Origin of the sequence: Devosia sp., assembly GCF_014860165.1 — a bacterium.
Taxonomy (GTDB): domain Bacteria; phylum Pseudomonadota; class Alphaproteobacteria; order Rhizobiales; family Devosiaceae; genus Devosia.
The window spans coordinates 1-18,642 of record NZ_JACZKG010000037.1; the positions used below are offsets into that span (position 1 = coordinate 1).

Annotated in this window: 14 protein-coding genes; 2 read left to right on the top strand and 12 right to left on the bottom strand. The window is 64.2% G+C overall.

What is annotated here, in order from left to right; genetic code table 11:
* The 3 genes from IH615_RS08385 to cysG form a co-directional block, all read right to left on the bottom strand.
* Positions 1-665: nitrite/sulfite reductase (locus IH615_RS08385; protein ID WP_291361334.1), on the bottom strand; the 665-nt coding region annotated here is incomplete at its 3' end.
* Positions 652-975 carry a DUF2849 domain-containing protein gene (locus IH615_RS08390; RefSeq protein WP_291361336.1) on the bottom strand — a complete coding sequence of 108 codons (324 nt, stop codon included), beginning with the start codon at positions 973-975 and terminating at the stop codon, positions 652-654. The genes IH615_RS08385 and IH615_RS08390, both read right to left, overlap by 14 nt.
* 6 nt (positions 976-981) lie before the next feature.
* Complete coding sequence (cysG, locus tag IH615_RS08395; protein ID WP_291361338.1) at positions 982-2,349, bottom strand: siroheme synthase CysG; 1,368 nt, start codon at positions 2,347-2,349, stop codon at positions 982-984.
* A 250-nt stretch (positions 2,350-2,599) separates the two neighbouring features.
* Here cysG and IH615_RS08400 point away from each other — a divergent pair, with 250 nt between their 5' ends.
* Entirely contained in the window at positions 2,600-3,049 is a 450-nt protein-coding gene (locus IH615_RS08400; protein ID WP_291361340.1) for a hypothetical protein, read from the top strand.
* On the opposite strand, the gene IH615_RS08405 is transcribed toward IH615_RS08400, so the two are convergent.
* The 4 genes from IH615_RS08405 to IH615_RS08420 form a co-directional block, all read right to left on the bottom strand.
* A complete protein-coding gene (locus IH615_RS08405; protein ID WP_291361342.1) occupies positions 3,046-3,366 on the bottom strand; it encodes a 2Fe-2S iron-sulfur cluster-binding protein in 321 nt (106 codons plus the stop codon). The two genes, IH615_RS08400 and IH615_RS08405, sit on opposite strands and share 4 nt — an antisense overlap.
* Positions 3,367-3,458: 92 nt before the next feature.
* Entirely contained in the window at positions 3,459-4,634 is a 1,176-nt protein-coding gene (locus IH615_RS08410) for an SAM-dependent methyltransferase (RefSeq protein ID WP_291361343.1), read from the bottom strand.
* Positions 4,631-6,232 (bottom strand): peptide chain release factor 3, encoded by a 1,602-nt coding sequence (locus IH615_RS08415; RefSeq protein WP_291361345.1) that lies wholly within the window; start codon positions 6,230-6,232, stop codon positions 4,631-4,633. The genes IH615_RS08410 and IH615_RS08415 overlap by 4 nt, the downstream gene beginning before the upstream one ends.
* Before the next feature lie 135 nt (positions 6,233-6,367).
* Positions 6,368-6,760 (bottom strand): Hpt domain-containing protein, encoded by a 393-nt coding sequence (locus tag IH615_RS08420; protein WP_291361346.1) that lies wholly within the window; start codon positions 6,758-6,760, stop codon positions 6,368-6,370.
* 364 nt (positions 6,761-7,124) lie between these two features.
* On the opposite strand from IH615_RS08420, the gene IH615_RS08425 reads away from it, so the two are divergent.
* The gene (locus IH615_RS08425) at positions 7,125-12,341 is read left to right on the top strand and encodes a hypothetical protein (protein WP_291361347.1); all 5,217 of its coding nucleotides are present in this window, start codon (positions 7,125-7,127) and stop codon (positions 12,339-12,341) included.
* 273 nt (positions 12,342-12,614) lie between these two features.
* On the opposite strand, the gene IH615_RS08430 is transcribed toward IH615_RS08425, so the two are convergent.
* The 5 genes from IH615_RS08430 to IH615_RS08450 all read right to left on the bottom strand — a co-directional run bounded on the left by IH615_RS08430 (position 12,615) and on the right by IH615_RS08450 (position 18,343).
* Positions 12,615-13,817, bottom strand: coding sequence for an MFS transporter (locus IH615_RS08430; protein ID WP_291361348.1), 1,203 nt, complete (start codon positions 13,815-13,817; stop codon positions 12,615-12,617).
* Between the two features lie 96 nt (positions 13,818-13,913).
* A complete protein-coding gene (locus tag IH615_RS08435) occupies positions 13,914-15,110 on the bottom strand; it encodes an MFS transporter (protein WP_291361350.1) in 1,197 nt (398 codons plus the stop codon).
* A gap of 84 nt (positions 15,111-15,194) precedes the next feature.
* Positions 15,195-16,256, bottom strand: coding sequence for a glycosyltransferase family 1 protein (locus tag IH615_RS08440; protein WP_291361351.1), 1,062 nt, complete (start codon positions 16,254-16,256; stop codon positions 15,195-15,197).
* A gap of 96 nt (positions 16,257-16,352) precedes the next feature.
* Entirely contained in the window at positions 16,353-17,150 is a 798-nt protein-coding gene (locus tag IH615_RS08445; protein ID WP_291361353.1) for a UDP-2,3-diacylglucosamine diphosphatase, read from the bottom strand.
* 101 nt (positions 17,151-17,251) lie between these two features.
* On the bottom strand, positions 17,252-18,343 hold the full coding sequence (locus tag IH615_RS08450; protein ID WP_291361355.1) for a glycoside hydrolase family 3 N-terminal domain-containing protein: 1,092 nt from the start codon (positions 18,341-18,343) through the stop codon (positions 17,252-17,254).
* Positions 18,344-18,642 lie beyond the last annotated feature (299 nt).

The following is an 18,642-nucleotide window of genomic DNA, read 5'->3' on the forward strand; positions in this document are numbered from 1 at the left end:
GGCAGGAACGCCCGCAGCTCCTTGCCGATCATCGGTGTGCGGCCGAGGCCGCCACCGACCAGCACCCGGTAACCCACCTCGCCAGCCTCGTTGCGGATGATCTGGATGCCGATATCATGCACCTTGATCGCGGCGCGGTCATGCTCCGACCCGGTCACCGCAAATTTGAACTTGCGCCCCAGATAGGTGAACTCCGGATGCAGGCTCGACCATTGGCGCAGCATTTCGGCGGTGATCCGAGGGTCCTCGATCTCCTCCGGTGCGACACCGGAATAGGGGTCCGAGGTGATGTTGCGGATGCAGTTGCCCGAGGTCTGGATGGCGTGCATCTCGACCGAGGCCAGCTCTTCTAGGATCCTGGGAATGTCCTTGAGCTTTGGCCAGTTGAACTGGATGTTCTGCCGCGTGGTGAAGTGGCCATAGCCACGATCATAGGTGCGGGCGATATGGGCAAACATGCGCATCTGCTTGCTGGACAGCGTGCCGTAGGGCACGGCGATCCGCAGCATATAGGCATGCAGCTGCAGATAGAGCCCGTTCATCAGGCGAAGCGGGCGGAACTGGTCCTCGCTCAACTCGCCTTCGAGGCGGCGCTTGACCTGGTCGGCGAACTGCGCGGTGCGGCCCGCAACGAAGGCCGCGTCGAATTCGTCATATCGATACATGACCGTCCTCACCCAGATGCTGGCGGTCGTAGATCTCGCCATTCAAAGTCAGAGGCGCGGTGGGACCCGCCGCCCGAATGCGCTCGCGCAGGCGCTTGGGGACAATCCTGCCGCCCTCCAGCGTCACTTCCTCGATCTCGAGGCTGATGACGCGGCCGCCGGCCTTGGTGGCCGCAAGCGCGGCATCGCGCTCGGCGGCTTCGTCCTTGGCAAAGACGCGCGCTGCCTGCAGGTCCTCGACCCAGTTATTGTTGATATCGAGGTACACTGTGGCCCCCGAAATCAGCTCATTGCCCGTCAGAATTTCCATTTGCTGCTACGCTACCTTGAAGCTCATGCCGGCAAGTTGGGCAGAATCTGCCCAATCCCCGGCCTCAACGGCTTCGCCTACGAAAATGATTGCCGGACCATCGCTGAACGCGACCTGACCGGATGAAAGGCTGGCAAGTGTGCCCGAATAGGTGGACTTGTCGGCGCGGCCGGCATTGACCACGATGCCAACGGGCGTGGCCGGGCTCGCGCCATGGGCAACGAGCCGCCCGGCGACGTCCGATGCGATGGACTTGCCCATATAGAGCGCCAGCGTCAGGCCGGATTGCGCCAGCGCCGCCCAGTGGCGCAAATCGCTGTCATCTGCGCCGTGGGCAGTCGCCATGATGAAGCCGCTCGATACGCCGCGCAGGGTGACCGGCGTTGCTGTGTCGGCAGCGGCGGCCAGGGCCGCACTGACGCCGGGAACCACGCTATAAGCGATGCCCGCCTTACGGAGCGCGGCGATTTCCTCGCCGGCGCGGCCGAACACCATCGGGTCGCCCGATTTGAGGCGCGCCACGCGCTTGCCTTGCCCTGCCAGCCGGACGATCAGCGTATTGATCTGCGCCTGGCTGAAGCTGTGGTGACCCTTGGCCTTGCCGACATCGATCCGCTCGGCATCACGGCGGCCCATGTCGACGACGACTGTGGGCACCAACTGGTCATGCACGATGACATCGGCTTCCTGCAGCAGCCGTTGGGCGCGCAGGGTGAGGAGGTCTTCCGAACCAGGACCGGCGCCGATCAGCCAGACGACGCCCTTGGCATCGGCGGACACATGCTGGGTCAGCAGGGCTTCGGCGGCTTCGGCCCCCTGCCCGCTGATCTCGGCGGCTTCAACCTGGGGTGAGGTTACCAGGGCTTCGTAGAAGCGGCGGCGGGCGGCGCCATCGTGAATCAGGTTCTCAACGCGCTGGCGCAAGCCACCGGCCAGACTCGCGATTTTGCCGATGCGCGGCGACAGCATGGCCTCGATGCGGGCACGCACGAGGCGAGCCAGCACGGGCGCGTCGCCCTCGGTGGAGATGGCAATGGTTAGCGGCGCACGGTCGACGATGGAAGGCGTGTAGAAGTCGCATTCCGCCGGGACATCGACCACGTTGAGCGGGATGCCGCGGGCGCGCGCCTCGGCCTTGGCCAGCTCGGCGTCTTCGCCCTCTTCGGCAACGAAGACCAGCGCGGCATTGTCCAGATCGGACGGCGCGAAGGCGCGCTCGATCACCTCGACCGCAAAGGCGCGGAAATCGGCTTCAATGTGGCGGGAAATAATCACGACTGTTGCAGTCGTCTTAGAAACCAACCGGACCTTGTTAAGGGCTTCATCGTTACCGCCGACGATGACGATGCGCTGACCCTGAACTTTGTAGCTCAACGGAAATGTGTTGAGTTGGCCCATTGGAATCCTAGTGGTGAATGGCACGAAAATAATGCAAACCAGCCCATGCCAACAAGGCGTTGAAATTCAATAGCTTTTATATTTCCCTTCGGAGCCGTTGCGTGGAACGTCCAGCGCAGCATGTTCCGCAAGTCGCCAAATGAATCTTTCGCTGACGCGGTGATAGAATATTTTGCTTGCCAATATGCGAACAGCCACGCCATCCGCCGGGAAAAGGGCCGAGAAAATGCTGCGAAATGTCTTCCTGGTCCTGGTCGTCGCTGCCGTCGCGGCGGGCAGTCATGGCGACGCCTACGCGCTGATGCCGCTGGCCAGGCCGGAGCCATTTGCTGACATCGATCCCGGCAGCTCAGCGCCGCTGGCTGGCTCCTGGGCCATCAGCATTCCCACCATGGAGGTAGGCGAGCCCGATGCCGTCATGGCCACATGCGAACTGCCAGTGCGCATCCAGGCCGCCGACGAAACCCACATCTTCTATCTGGGACCGCGCGAGACCGAGGCCGATGCGGCCATGGAACTCAGGGAACTGGAGGGCGGCGCCATGTGGGAGCCGATCGCGGGTGGTCCCAGCTTCTTCGCCTTCTGGGTCAGCCAAGACGTCTTCTATCTCTACGACCAGGCGCCCAAGGTCGAGGCCGACTGGGGGCTACCCTATGTGTATCAGCGCTGCGACTAGCCCTGCCGGCTCGGCACATGCACGACCAGGCCGTCCAGCGCATCCTTGACCTTGATCTGGCAGGAGAGGCGGCTCGACGCTTTCACGTCGAAGGCGAAGTCGAGCATGTCTTCTTCCATGTTCGACGGGCCGCCGACCGTTTCGGTCCAGGCGTCATCGACATAGACATGACAGGTTGCGCAGGTGCAGGCGCCGCCGCATTCGGCAATGATGCCGGGAATGCCGTTCATGATGGCGGTTTCCATCACGGTGGCACCGTTCTGCGCCTCGGTCTCGATGCGCTCGCCATCCTGCTGGACGAATGTGATCTTGGTCATGGTCTCGGAGCTTGTTGTTCGTCCCCGATATAGGGGATGGCAGGGGGTTTAGGAAGGCGGGGCACTTCACCTATCCCTCTGGGGGAGAAGTGTCAGAGCCCCAGCAACCCTTCAAGATAGTGCTTTTCCACCCCGAACATCGCCTTCACTTCGACGATCTGCTTGAGCACCGCGTCGCGGTCCCGCCCTGCCCGGCCATCCTTCTCGGCGACGATCAGGTTGTTCTTGGGCGTGTGGGCGTCCGAGACGAATTCGAAGACCTTGGTGCGATAGCCGCTTAGCTCCAGCAACAGCGCTCGAAGAGCGTCGGTGACCATCTCGGCCTGGCGTTCGAGGAAGATGCCGTGGCGCAGCAGCACATCGAGCTGCGGCGCCGGCCTGCCCGCTTCCATCTGGCGGCGGATCTGCTTGTGGCAGCAGGGCGCCACCGCGATCAGAGAAGCGCCAGCACTGATACCGCGGAAGATGGCGTCATCGGTGGCGGTGTCGCAGGCATGGAGCGCGATCACGGCGTCCGCGCCAGCGGCGTCATAATCGAGAATGGTGCCGGGAACGAAACGAAGGTCGGAAAAACCGGAGGCGGCGGCCGTAGCATTGCCGTCCTCGACCAGCTTGCCGCGCATTTCGACGCCAATCACTTCGGCCGGCCGCTTGGCAACATTGGCGAGGTAATCGTAAAGCGCGAAATCCAGATAGCCCTTGCCGGCGCCCATATCGACGATAACAGGCTTGTCGGCCTTGATCGCTTGAATCAAAGGGGCGAAAATCTCGACCATCTTGTTGATCTGTCGAAACTTATCCTGCGCATCATTGCGCACCTGGCCATCCTTGCCCGATATGCCGAGCGCCTGCAGGTAAGGCTTGTCGGTCTCGGTCAGCGGCCGGTTCTTGGCGCGGTTGTGCTCGGTGGACGGCGCCTCGCGGCCGGCGATCTCGGTCCGCTTGAGGCGCACCTTGTCGCCATTGCGCTCGAAACTCAGGTCGAATTCTGATGTCGCCAGCTGCGCGCTGCGGAACTCATGCCTGAGCGCGGTGCGCAGGTGACCCAGCGCTTCGGGCTGGATGTGGTTCTTGATGATGTCGCGGGTCTTGTAGTGGAAGGTGAAGCTGAACTTCTCGCTCCCCTTGGCGACGATCTTCTTGACGTCGATCGACTTGAGGTCCGCCTCGGCGCCGTGATAGCCGCTCAGCCTGAGCTTGATCAGCGTGTTGCCGGCAAAGGCCGACTTCACTGCCGAGAGGAATTCCTCGATCCGTTCCGCGTTCAATGCCGTTCCTTCGTGGTGAGGAAGCGGATTTTCGGGAAATCCTGCTTGGCGCGATCGGCCCACCAGGCGTTCTGCGCGAGGAATACTGGCGCGCCGGTGCGGTCCTCTGCAATGTTCATCTTCTGGGCGGCGATGAAGCGATCGAGCTCCTTGGGGTCGTCGCTCTCGATCCAGCGAGCCACTTCATAGTTGAGGCTCTCGAAGGTGATCGGCACACCATATTCCTTGGCGACGCGCGAAGAGAGCACTTCGAGCTGCAGCTGACCGACGACGCCCACAATCCAGTCGGCGCCGACGACACGACGGAACACCTGCGTCACGCCCTCTTCGGCGAGATCGCTGAGCGCCTTGGCCATCTGCTTGGTCTTCATGTGATCGGTGAGGCGGACGCGGCGGATGATTTCCGGCGCGAAGTTCGGGATGCCGGTGACGTTGATCGTGGCGCCTTCGGTCAGCGTATCACCGACCGACAGCGTGCCGTGATTGGGAATGCCCACGATATCGCCGGCCACAGCCTGCTCGGCCAGCTCGCGATCATTGCCAAAGAAGAACATCGGGTTCGAAACGGCCATGTCCTTGCCCGAGCGCACATTCTTCAGCCGCATGCCGCGGGTGAAGGTGCCCGAGCAGAGGCGCACGAAGGCGATGCGGTCGCGGTGGTTGGCGTCCATATTCGCCTGCACCTTGAAGACGAAACCGGTGACCTTCTTGTCTGATGGCTCGATCGGCGCCGGAATGGCCGGCTGCGGCCGCGGTTCTGGCCCCCACTCGCCCAGAGTGCGCAGCAGTTCGGCGACGCCGATGCCCTTGAGCGCCGAGCCGAACAGCACCGGGCTCAGATGCCCGGCATGGAAGGTTTCGAGATCGAAGGGCGGCAGCATGGCCTTGGCCATTTCGAGCGTCTCGAGGGCGATCATGAAGACCGGGTCATCGACCAGGGCCTCGTTGTCGAGCAGGTCTTCGATCTCGTTGTAGTCGGCAATGGGCTTGCCCTGTGGGCTCACCACCCGCTTCTCGAGCAGATCGAGATAGCCATGGAAATCGACGCCCTGACCGATTGGCCACAGCACCGGCGTCAGGTCGAGCGCCAGCTTGCCCTGGATCTCGTCGATCAGGTCGAGCGGCGCCAGACCTTCGCGGTCCACCTTGTTGATGAAAGTGATGATCGGAATATCGCGCAGTCGGCAGACTTCGAACAGCTTGAGTGTCTGGCTCTCGATGCCCTTGGCCGCGTCGATCACCATGATGGCGGCGTCCACGGCCGTGAGGGTGCGATAGGTGTCCTCGGAAAAGTCGGAGTGGCCGGGCGTATCGAGCAGGTTGAGCGTCAGCCCGTCATAATCGAAGGTCATCACCGACGAGGTGATGGAAATGCCGCGTTGCTGCTCCATCTCCATCCAGTCCGAGCGGGTGGAGCGCGTGCCGGCCTTGCCGCGCACCGCGCCCGCTGACTGGATCGCGCCGGCCGCCGCAAGCAACCGCTCGGTCAGCGTGGTCTTGCCGGCGTCTGGATGCGAAATGATCGCAAAGGTACGGCGGGTGCGGAACGGCTCGGCAATGGGCCGGGGCGCGACCTCGGCGGCGGTGGAGATGGACATCGGTACTGCTGGACTGTTGGGCCGCAGCAAGGGGCGCGGCAGGTTGGCCGCTATATAGGGGATGGTGGGGAGAGGGTCAAATTGGCTCTTCACCTCTTACCACCGGGGGTGGCGAAGGGTGGCTGGCGCCGTGCCTCAGGCCGGTTCGTTGCTCAGCATGCGCGCGATGAAGCTGCGGACTTCCTCGATGGCCATGCCGAGATCGGCGATGCGTTCCGAGGTCAGCGGCCGGCCGGCCTGCATTTCGACTTCGCAACCCTTGGCGAGGTCCGCAATGGTCCAGGCGCCGACGCCGCTGGCGGCACCCTTGATGGAATGGAGGTTGAGCGACAGGTCATCATAGCTGGCCGCCATTTCGAGGCGCCCGAAATAGGTTTTGACCGTGGTGTCGAACAGCCGAAGGATTTCGTATTCGAGGTTTTCGTCGCCCAGGCATTGCTTGGCCAGATGGACCAGGTCGATGGGTCGCATCGCCCGCACATGGGCTACCTGGTCGAGCTTCTCGACCGCTGCTGATCGCTGCGCCATTCTGGCGGCTCCTTCACTGCTGCGGCGACGCATCCGAAGAGGAACGGACAATGCCACGACCAGAAGCCTAGATCGGTCGGGTGAACAGCTGATTAAGCCACATCTTCGCCTTTCTTTGGCGGTTCTGATGCGCCCCGTCTCCCCAGGAAATTAACCTTTGGGTAAGATTGCGCTCGGTTTAGCTCAAATTGAATGTATTAATGTGGTTTAAGCCAGCGCGCGGCGGCGAGGGTGGAGGAACGATGCGGGGCATTTGCATCGAATTGTTTCCATATGACCATAGGCCCGGAAACGGGTGTGGAGTCATACCAGCTCCCAAAGTCCGCCTTGTTGCTGTGAAGCCGACGCGAGAGTTGTAAAGAGTATGGCGAAGAACCCGACCCCCCAGAACGATCCCGCCGCGCTGGCCTTTTCAGCAGTCGAAGACGCCCTCAAGGAATCTGTGTTCAGCCTCGACAGCACCCCGCAGCAGGCGCCGGAGCGCCGGCCCGCGGAGAACATCCGCTCGGAGCGCCTGCGCGCCGCCGACAAGATCGCCCAGCAGGCGGGCAGCGTCGCCAATGACGACCGCTTCCCCACCTCCAAGATTCTCTACAACCTGCAGAACCGCTCCTCGGCCGCCCCGACCTGGATTGCCCTGGTGCTTTCGGCCGTGTGGCTTGCCGTCGCCGGCACCGTCGCCTGGCTGCGCTATGGCTCGCAGATGGGCAATTTCAGCAGCTTCGTCAGCACCATCGATTTCATCGGCCTGGTTGCGGTCCTGTTCCTGCCCGTGCTTGGCTTCTTTGCCGTGGCGACCCTGTTCCGCCGCGCGCAGGACCTGCGCAACGCCGCATCGTCCATCACCCAGGCCGCCATCCGCCTCGCCGAACCCGAAGTGACCGCCGCCGACAAGGTGGCCTCCGTGGGCCAGGCCGTGCGCCGCGAGGTCAACGCCCTGGGCGACGGGCTCGAACGCGCTCTGTCGCGCGCCGGTGAGCTCGAAGTGATGATCCATAACGAGGTCACCGCGCTCGAACGCACCTATTCGGACAATGAATCGCGCATGCGTGCGCTGATTGCCGAGCTGGCCAGCCAGCGCGAAAGCGTGCTGACCAATACCGAGCGCGTGCGCGAAGCGATCACCGAGAGCCATACCGGCCTCGTCTTCGACCTCGACATGATCAGCCAGCGCATTTCCGGCACCATCGTGGAAAGCGGCGGCAACCTGACCCGCGCCCTCGAAACCGCCGGCAATACGCTGACCAATTCCTTCGGCGAGCGCACCGAGAGCTTCGTGTCGCTGGTCGATAACCGCACCACCGACTTCATCAGCTCGCTCGACGACAGCGCCAACCGCCTGGCCCTGACATTCGAAGACCAGACGGGCGCCATGGCCCGCACGCTGGACGCCCGCGCCGCCGAGCTCAATGCCGGAGTCGAGAGCCGCATCGCCAAGCTGACCGACGCGCTGGATTCCCATTCCGTTTCCATCGGCAATGCCATCGACTCGCGCACCCACCTGATCGAGGAGCGGACTGCCGCCCTCACCGGCTCGTTCGAGGAGCGCACGCTCTCGATCACCAGCCTGCTTGAGTCGCGGACCGGCGAACTGACTTCGGCGCTCGACGAACGCACTTCGGCGCTCTCCACCCTGCTCACCGATGGCGGCGCTTCGCTGCTCGAACAGCTGCGCGAGCGCGGTCACCAGGTGACCGGCGGCCTCGACATGATCGGCCAGCGCATCGCCGAGGACATTTCCGCCCGCTCGCACGAGGCCGAAGTGTTGCTCAATGCGCTGACCCGCCAGCTGGATGAGTCGGTTTCCATCCAGCTCAACGCCATGGACAGCCGCCTGCAGTCGGCGATGATCGAAATCAACGGCGCCCTTGACGACACCTCCGAGCGGGCCCGCATTACCCTGGCCACCGCCGGTCAGGATTCGCTGAGCCAGTTCGACACCCGCCTCAACGAGATCGCCAACATTCTCGACAGCCGCCTGCACACACTGGACGATGTCATCGGCGACAAGGGCGACAGCCTGATCGCCCGCCTCGACGAGCAGGGCACCAGCTTTGCCGCCCGCGCCAACGTGCTGGAAATGGCACTCAACCAGGAATCGGGCCGCTTCAACGACGTGGTGGCCGAGCGCACCCGCGAAATGGGCGAGGTGCTCGGCGCCCGGACCAAGGCCATCACAGAGAGCCTGACCAACCGCACCCGCGAAATCTCGGATTCGCTGGAAGGCCATGCCGGCATCATCGCCGAAGCCCTTGACGGCCGGACCAAGGCCATCGACGACATCCTGGCCGCGCGCACGACCGAGCTGGGCAGCACCATCGAGACCCGCGCGCTCGAACTGGACGAGACGCTGGCCAACCGCAGCCGCGACATGGGCGAGGCTATCCGCGTCCGCAGCCAGGAGCTGGGCGAGACCCTGACCGGCAGCACCACCGCCTTCGACCAGGCCATTGCCGGACGCACACAACGGCTGGCTGACACCCTGTCGGAAAAGACCAACGCCCTGTCGCTGGAACTGGACGCCCGCACCGGTACGCTGGCCAGCCAGCTCGACGAGCGCACCGAGACCTTGGTGTCCCAGCTCGATGAGCGCACCACCACCCTGACCGGCGCGCTGGACAGCCGCGGCGCCGAACTGCGCACCGCCCTTGACAGCGGCACCCAGCAGCTTGCCCAGGCCGTCGGCACCCGCACGCAGCAGCTGTCGGAAGCCCTTGGTACGCGCACCCAGGCACTCAGCGACACGCTGGCGACCCACACCACTTCGATCGGCGAGACCATCGGTCTGCGCACGGCAGAACTGGCCGAAACCATCGCCCACCAGGGCGAGGAAGCCCGCAACAAGATCGACGGCTCGCTGCGCCTTGCCACCGATACGATGGGCGAACGCGTGGGCAGCATGTCGAGCCTGATCGCCGAGAAGGTCAACGAGCTCAACAACAATCTCGGTCATGGCCTCGACAACGCCATTGCCCGCATTTCCGACGCCGAGCATGGCGTCACCGCGCGCATCGACCATGCCAGTGCCACGGTCGGCGAGAGCGCCCGCCGCGCCGCCGAGCTCATCGAGACCGGTGTCAACTCGGCCCGCCAGGCAATCAGCGACATGGTCGACCAGCGCCTGGGCACCCTGCCCGAGGCCATCACGGCCCGGGCCGACATCACGGCCGAGCGCCTCGCCGCGCTCAATGCCTCGATCAACACCTCGATCACCCAGTCGATGGCCGACCTCGAGGCCGGCGCCGATCGCATCGAGGAAACCATCGCCACCCGCATCACGGCGGCAACCCAGAACATCTCGACCGACATCACCAACACTGCCAACCGCATGGACAGCGCCGTGCGGACCGCGCTGGAGCAGATCCGCGTCGCGGCCACCGATATCGACCAGCTGCTTACGGTCAAGGCCGTGGATGCGGTGGACAGCATCGAGACCCGCCTCACCGGAATCAACCGCTCCGTCGAGCAGCACACCAATGCCTTCGCCGCCCTGGTGACCGAGAAGTCCGAACAGTTGCAGGGCGCGCTCGCCAGCCACGGCAACCTGCTGCGCGACGCCCTGGGCGAGAATGCCCGCGAGGCCGAGGCCATCATGGCCGTGTCGACCTCGCGCATCCTCACCGATGTCACTGCCGCTCTCGGCAAGCTCAACGACAGCAACCTGCTGCTGCAGCGCGTGCTGGATGCCTCGACCGCCAACCTGGCCAATCTCGAGACATCTGTCGCACAGCAGACCCAGACCTATTCGACCACTGTCCGCGAGGCCATCGGCCAGACCGAACAGGCCGGCGCCATGGTCAGCCAGCATGTCGGCGCCCTCCAGACCACGATCCGCAGCATGGTCGACGAGTTCTCGACCGTGCTCGGCCGGCTGGATGCCGAAGCGGCCAACATGTCCCAGGCCTCCACTGCCCTGGCCCTCACCAGCGACGACGCCCTGCAGACGCTCGAGGATCGCCGCAGCGCCATGGACGCGCTGGCCCAGAGCTTCGCCTCACGCGCCGACGATATCGACGGCCGCATGCGCCTGTTCGCGCAATCGATCGCCGACACGGTCAACGATACCGAACGCCGCCTGATCGGCGCCCGCCGCGCCATGGACGAAGCGCTGACGGCCACGACAGGCACGGTGGTGCAGACCCTGGAACAGACTACCGGCACTATTACCGAGGCCATCCAGGCATCGACGCACGAAGTCACCGACGCGCTCTACAGCACCAACGAGCGCTTCACCTCGACGCTGTCGTCCAATGCCAGCCAGGTCGACAGCGCCGTTCAGCGCGCCGCCGAAGCCGCCGCCGCCGCACTCAACCAGACCGCTTCGTCGGTCCGGACGGCGCTCAGCGACCAGGCCAACCAGGTCAACAATGCGCTCGAGGACAATGCCAACAAGGTCAGCGACGTCCTCGCCGCAACGGCCGGCAATGTCACCGACGTGCTCAACACCACCACCAGCACGCTGGCGGACACGATCAACGACAGCTCCGTTTCGGTGCGCAACGCCATTGCGTCCAATACCGGCCAGCTGCGCAATGCCATCGACCAGACCACCGGCACCTTCCGCCAGGCGCTCGACGAGACCTCGGGCGAAGTCACCAACCGCCTGGGCGAATTCCGCGGCGCTGCCGATGCCGAAGGCCGCCGCGCCAATGCTGCCCTGCAGCAGGCGCAGCAGATGATGGTCGTCGAAATGCAGCGCGCCATCGAGGAAGCCACCCAGCGCTTCAACGACACGGCGCGCGCGATGCGCGAGACCGCCAAGGAAGTGGGCAGCGAACTCGAAGCCACCCGCGCCGAGCTGGCGCGCGGCGTCAACGAACTGCCCGAGGAAACCCGCGCCAGCGCCGCCGCCATGCGTCGTGTCGTGGCCGAGCAGATCGAGGCGCTCAGCGAGCTCAATGCCATCGTGCGCAGCCAGCCGGCCACGCATGACCTCAATGATCGCCGCCCGCCCCGCCCTGCTTCGCGGACCGAGCCCCGCCATGAGCCGGCTTACCAGCCGCCTCGCCAGCCCGAGCCGGTCCGCGAGACCTATCGCGAGCCCGCGGCGCGGCAGACGATTCTGGTCGATCCGATCCGCCCAAGCGAGCCCGTGCGTCGCGCCGAGCCGGTGCGCCAGCCCGAGCCGCAGCCGGTTGCCGAAGCCGAGCCGGAAGCCCCAGCGGCCGCATCCGAAAATGGCGGCTGGCTGCGCGATGTGCTGCGCAACGCTACCGCCAAGCAGCAAAGCACGCAGCCCCAGCAGACCGGCCTGTCCGGTCTGACCGAGGAAATCGCCCACTCCATCGATGATGCTGCGCTGGCCGACGCCTGGGCCCGCTATCAGGCCGGCGAATCCAACGTGTTCTCGCGCCGGATCTATACGCTGGCCGGCCAGGGCACCTATGACGACGTGCGCAAGAAGCTGCAGCGCGAACCCGAATTCGCCCGCACGGCACAGGCCTATATGAGCGAGTTCGAACAGCTGCTGAAGCGCGCCGCCGCCGGCGCCCACCCCGCCGCCGAAACCCGCGAATACCTGCTGAGCGACCGCGGCAAGGTCTACACCACCCTCGCCCATGCGAGCGGCCGGTTGAACTAGGTTTGGCGATTGGAATTGAAAACGGCCCCGGGAAACCGGGGCCGTTTTCGTTTTGCCTAGGAACAGATCTCGCGGGCGGCGTTGCTCGAACCTGTCGGACAGGCGCCGAGAGAGCGTGACTGCCGGCTCCCGATATGCGGACACACCTGCCGCGCGTCACCCACACCCACCGTGCGTCACCCTCGGGTCAAGCCCGAGGGTGACGACCTGTGTTGTTGGCACCCCCTCGGTGCCAACAACTGCGCCAATGCCCTCCGCGCGTCTCGTCCACCCTCACCCCGCGGTGATCGCGTCTTCCTTGGGCTGCATCATCTTCAGCGACAGCCAGATGCACAAGGCGCCGATGGCCGCGGCCAGCGCCGCGAACAGGAAGGCATGGGCACCATAAAGGCCGACAAGCCAGCCGAAGCCGACCAGCGCCAGGACCGAGGCAATCTGCTGCAGCACCGTGAACAGGCTCTGCGTTTCGGCAGCAATATCCTCGCTGGTCCAGTTGGCGATGAAATGCACGCAGCCCAGATAGCCCAGGGCATAGGTGACACCATGGGTGAGTTGCAGCAGGACCAGCACCCAGACAGGCGGCGAGAACGCCATCGCCGCCCAGCGCAGCACCGAGACCAGTGCTGAGATCAGGATCATGTGGCGGGCCGATACCCGCCCGCCGAAGCGTCTCCACACGAACATCATGCCGGCCTCGGCCGCCGCCCCCAGCGCGATCAGCGGGCCGATAATGTCTTCGGAAATCCCCTGCTCCTTCCAGATCAGTGCGGCAAAGGCGTTGAGGATGACGTGGGTGCCAAAGATGATGGCAAAGCCGATCAACGGCAGGATGAACCAGGGCTTGGTGACGATCTCTCGCAGCTTGCCGGCGACCGGACGGATGGTCGCTACCGTGGCCTGCTCGGGCGGTGCCCGGAAGGCCGGCAATTGCAGCGCGACCACCGCGCGCAGCAGGGTGAGACCGACGAAGAGCGGCACGAAGATGTCTGAACCGAACCAGACCACGAGGAACCCGGTAAAGCCGTTGAACAGCATGAAGCCCACCGTGCCCCAGGCGCGGATGGTGCCGAAGTCGCTGCCATTGCGGCGCGTCATGCGCATGGTGGCCGCGTCGAGCACCGGGCCGACGGCGCCGGCCGGCATGGCCGCCAGTGTCCACAGCAGCAGGATGCCCCAGAACTCGTTGACGAAGAACAGCCCGATCGGAACGATGCCGGCGATCAAGGCCCCGATGACGATGGCCTGCCGCCAGTCGCTGGCCCTGTCGGCAATCCGGCCGACGATCAGGTTGAGCGCCAGGATCATGAAGACTGGCACGGCATTGATGATGCCTATCTGCTCGGTGGTAATGCCCTTTTCGCTCAGCCAGATGGGCAGGAACATGACGGCCGCGCCCGGCCCCATGTAGAACGTGAAGTAAAAGGCAGTCGTGCGGAATTCCGGCGTCAGGCGCGAACGCGCCTCGGTGAGCGACATGGGGAAACAAACTCGGAAAAAGCCGGGCCGGAGCGGCGACGGCAAATCAGGGTAGCGTTAATACGCCACCAGTCCATATCGATTTCGCCGAACCCGTCAATGCGCGTCCTTGGGTGGGCGAATCTGCAGGGACACCAGCACGCACACGATCGCCACCAATGCCGTGACCGTCGAATAAAAGAAGGCATAGGAGCCGAAATGTTCGAACAGCACGCCGAACACGATCAGCGCCAGCATCGAGGCGCCCATATTGAGCATGTTGGCAAAGCCCTGCGCTTCGGCGGCATTGGCCTCGTTGGTCCAGTTGGCGATGAAGTGCACTACGCCGAAATAGCCCATGCCGAAGCTGAAGGCATGCAGCATCTGCGTGAAGAACAGGACTTCAACCGGCGGATTGAAGGCCATGATGGTGAACCGCAGCAGCCCGGCCATGGCGCAGGCCAGGATCATGTTGCGCGCCGTCACGCGGCCGCCAAACCGCCGCCAGGCAAACATCAGGATCGCCTCGCCCACCGCCGCAATGCCCAGCAGCGGCCCCAGGAAATAGCTCGGAATGCCATTCTCGTGCCAGAGCAGCGCCGCAAAGCCCCCGATCAGCGCATTGCTCGAATTGACCAGCGAAAAGGCCAGCAGCGGCAGCACGAACCAGAGCTGGAGGGAATCGCGCAGGCGGCTTGGCGCGGCAGGATCGCCTGTCGGCGTGTTGGCGAGGGTCGCCTCCGTTGCCGGGGCGCGGAAGCGCGGCAGGATGAAGGCCACCGCGGCGCGCACCAGGACGGTCGCCACATAAAGGCCGACAAACACGCCCGATCCCAGAACATTGAGCAGGAGGCCGAGCCCCGCCGCGGCGAAAACATAGCCCACGGTTGCCCAGGCGCGGACGGCGCCGAAATCGGTACCGTTGCGGCGGGTCATGCGTACGCTTGCTGCGTCGATGATCGGCGCCACCAGCCCGTTGCTGGTCGCCGTCAGCGCCCAGACGGCGAGGATGCCCCAGAATTCGGAAACGAAAAACAGCGGCAGCGGCGCCAGCGCCGATAGCCATGAGATGACGATCAGCGCCGTACGCCAGTCGTCAGCCTTGTCCGCAATGCGGCCCACGATGATGTTGAGCAGCAGCAGGCAGAGCGTCGGCAGCGCATTGATGAGCCCGATCTGATCCGCCGGAAGACCATGCTCGCTGAGCCAAATGCCCAGAAAGACCGAGGCGACGCCACCGGGCACATAGACCATGAATTGATAAATGGAAGCGCGCAGCTCGGGGGTGTCCAAGCGCGAAAGTGCCGATGGCATGAAAGGTAACTCCGGGCGAATACAGCCCGGCGCCTTCCTGAATCGAATCGGCGGCCAATTCAAGGCCGTTTTGCAACGTTACTGTTACGCGGTTGCCGCCAGCGCGCCCGCTGCAGGGTGCAAGGGCTCGAGCGCCGACAGGAACTGCGCCGCGCTGGCCTCCCAGGTGAAGCGCTCGCCATGCGCACGGGCATCCGCCCGACCCAGGGTCAGCGCCCTGGTAGCGGCGACGTTGAGATCGGCATGCAGCGCCCCCGCCTTGGCATCGCTCAAGACGTCGCGCGGGCCAGTGACGGGATAGGCGGCAACCGGCGTACCGGATGCCAGCGCCTCGGTGATGACATTGCCGAAAGTGTCGGTTCGGCTCGGAAAGACCAGCACATCGGCGCTGCGATAGACCTCGCCCAGTTCCTCGCCATGCCGATAGCCGAGAAACACCGCTTCGGGATAGTCCCGCATCAGGCGGGCGCGGTCGGGGCCATCCCCCACCACGATCTTGGTGCCGGCAATATGGAGGTCGAGAAAGGCCTCGATGTTCTTCTCGGCGGCGATACGGCCGACATGCAGCAGGTGCGGGCCGGGCAGATCGCGGAACATCGTCTTTGGGCCCGGGCGGAAGCGGGCGCCATCGACACCCCTGCCCCACAGCGTCAACCGGGCAAAGCCGCGAGCCAGGAGATCGTCGCGCAGCGACGGCGTGGGCACCATGGTGCGAGCGGCTGCGCTGTGAAACCAGCGCAGATAGCCATAGCTCCAGTCCTGCGGGATCGGCATGCGCATCGCCAGGTATTCCGCAAAGCGGGTATGGAAGCTGGTGGTGAAGCCCAGATGCCGATCGAGGCAATACTGCCTTGCCAGCAGGCCCAGCGGGCCCTCGGTGGCAACATGGATGTGATCGGCGCCAATCGCGTCGATCTGGCCGGCAACGGCGCCGCCTGATGCCAGCGACAGCCGGATTTCCGGATAGGTCGGGACAGGCAGGGTCCAGAACTTCTCAGGCGTCAGGTAGTGGATTTCATGGCCATCGCCGGCCAGCACCTTGCCGACGCTTTCAAGCGTACGGACGACGCCATTGATCTGCGGGCGCCAGGCATCGGTGACGATGAGGATGCGGCGCGAGGGATTTCGGTTTGCGACTGGGGACACGACAACACCGCCACGGGTTTGAGTGCCGTGCCAGAGTCGCGCGAGTCCAAGTCGCTGATGTGAAGAACAGGTGACGAGGAGGTGACGGGCTCCGCCCTACCCTGCGGCGCGGCGCAGGCGGAACTTCCGGGGTTCGCCGGCCACCATCTCGGTCCACTTCACCAGCTCGAACGCACCATCGGCATTCTCGACAATGGCCGTGCAGCTCTCCACCCAGTCGCCAGTATTGATGTAGTGGATGCCATAGCGATCATGCATGTCGGCAAAATGGATATGGCCGCAGATGACGCCGTCGACGCCCGATTCCTTGGCCTCATGCACCAGCGCTTCCTCGAAGCGGCCGATGACCGATACGGCGTTCTTGACCTTCTGCTTGGCCCAGGCGCTCAGCGACCAATATTGCAGCCCCAGGCGGCGACGCACCCAGTTGATGGCGATATTGACGCGCAAGGCGGCGTTATAGGCCCAGTCGCCGACATGGGCGAGCCACTTGGCATTCATCACCACCACGTCGAACTGATCGCCATGGATGACGAGATAGGTCTTGCCGGAAGCGGAGGTGTGGATGGTGCGATCGACAAACTCGACCTCGCCGAAATAGGTGCCGAGATATTCGCGCAGGAATTCGTCATGATTGCCCGGCAGATAGACCACGCGCGTTCCGGCATTGGCCTTGTCGAGCAGGATCTGCACCAGGATATTGTACTCAGCCGGCCAGTGCCAGGACTTGGCCAGCCGCCAGCCATCCAGGATATCGCCCACCAGGTAGATCGTCTCGGCATCGTGCGACCGCAGGAACTCGATGAGTTGCCCCACGCGGATCGGCTTCATGCCCAGATGCACATCCGAAATGAATATGGCGCGGACCTGTCGGACTTCGCGGTCATCCGTCATTCAAGCAGCGACTCCAGCCTCGGGAGGCGCACTTTATCCGTGCTTGGCGCGCGAGGAAACCTGTGACGGCGAGAAGGTGGGGAAAGCGGACGCGGTCTTGGTCACCTGATCCGGCTCTTCAGCTGAACGATCCGCTCGTAGCTTTGCTCGATGCGGGCGGCAAAGGCCGGATCGGCCCCGGCCTCGGCCACCAGGATATCGAGGATTTCCTGCCCCAGGCTGGCGCGATATTTCGCGGTATTGGAGAACAGCAGCACATCCATGCCGGCACGGACGGCCATGGTGACGGTCTGCTCGAGCGTGAAATGATCGCGGATCGCCCCCATTTCCAGGTCGTCGCTGATGACGACGCCGCCATAGCCCAGGTCCCCGCGCAGCACGCCCGTGATCCATTGCGGAGAGAGCGAGGATGGCGTCTGCGTCCCGGCATCGGAATAATCGGCGTGATAGAGATGGCCCACCATGACCATGTCGACCAGCTTGTCGGCCATCAGCGCACGATAGGGATCGAGCTCGGCGGGCTGCCAAGTCTGGGTAATGTCGACAAATCCCTCATGGCTGTCGGCTGTCGACGAGCCGTGCCCAGGAAAATGCTTGAGCGCCGTCAGCAGGCCCGCCGCGTGATGCGCCTTGATGAAGGCCGCGTCATAGCGCGCAACTACCGCCGGATCGTCGCTGAAAGCCCGGCCGAATTTTGCGATGATCTGGTTGTCTTTGTTGAGATTGACGTCGGCGACCGGGCCGAAATTGACCGTGAAGCCGAGTTCGGCGATGGCAGAGGCCATTTCGGCATAGATCGCCTCGGCCTGCTCGGGAGAGGTCTCGGCAGCAATGGCAGCGGCGTTGGGAATTTCCTTGAAGCCGACCTCCTTGGTCAGCCGCTCGACCGCACCACCTTCCTGATCGAGCGTGATGAAGGGGAGCAGCGCAGGCGACGCCGCGCGGAAAGCCGCATTCATGGCCGCCACTGCATCCAGGCTCTTCACGTTGATCTTGAGCAGCATGACGCCGCCCAGCCGACCCGCCGCCAACTCGTCGCGCAACGTCTCGACGGCGGCATCAGCAACATCGTCGCCCTGGAAGCCGACCACGATCATCTGCCCGGCCATCTGCTCAAGCGTTGCCGCATGGGCAGTTGCCGGCAGCGACAACAAAGCCAGAATGGCGGCGAGGCGACGAAAGCGAGTGATCACGGGACGGTCCGGGCAAGAATCAATACGCGACGATGGCCGGCAAATGCCGTCGAAACAATGGCCACCAGTCCTTTACGTCACCTGAACACCCCCGTTCGGGGGCTGCCAGAGGCCTCCGCCCGTGACAATGTGGTCTCGGGTGACTTGGAGCATGGGCCGTTTTTCAACCTTCCGGCCCGTGAAGCCGTTGCCTTTGATCGGGCGGGGATCTTGGGATCCCCGCCCGTGACTTTCTTGTGCTGACCGAACTCAGGGGGCACCAGCACCTCAGTAATAGGCCCAACTGTCCGCCCCCCTTG

Excerpts from the sequence above, each read along its gene's own strand:
- IH615_RS08390 (WP_291361336.1), bottom strand. The coding sequence starts at position 975 with ATGGAAATTCTGACGGGCAATGAGCTGATTTCGGGGGCCACAGTGTAC.
- IH615_RS08400 (WP_291361340.1), top strand. The coding sequence starts at position 2,600 with ATGCTGCGAAATGTCTTCCTGGTCCTGGTCGTCGCTGCCGTCGCGGCG.
- IH615_RS08405 (WP_291361342.1), bottom strand. The coding sequence starts at position 3,366 with ATGACCAAGATCACATTCGTCCAGCAGGATGGCGAGCGCATCGAGACC.
- IH615_RS08415 (WP_291361345.1), bottom strand. The coding sequence starts at position 6,232 with ATGTCCATCTCCACCGCCGCCGAGGTCGCGCCCCGGCCCATTGCCGAG.
- IH615_RS08420 (WP_291361346.1), bottom strand. The coding sequence starts at position 6,760 with ATGGCGCAGCGATCAGCAGCGGTCGAGAAGCTCGACCAGGTAGCCCAT.
- IH615_RS08425 (WP_291361347.1), top strand. The coding sequence starts at position 7,125 with ATGGCGAAGAACCCGACCCCCCAGAACGATCCCGCCGCGCTGGCCTTT.
- IH615_RS08430 (WP_291361348.1), bottom strand. The coding sequence starts at position 13,817 with ATGTCGCTCACCGAGGCGCGTTCGCGCCTGACGCCGGAATTCCGCACG.
- IH615_RS08435 (WP_291361350.1), bottom strand. The coding sequence starts at position 15,110 with ATGCCATCGGCACTTTCGCGCTTGGACACCCCCGAGCTGCGCGCTTCC.
- IH615_RS08445 (WP_291361353.1), bottom strand. The coding sequence starts at position 17,150 with ATGACGGATGACCGCGAAGTCCGACAGGTCCGCGCCATATTCATTTCG.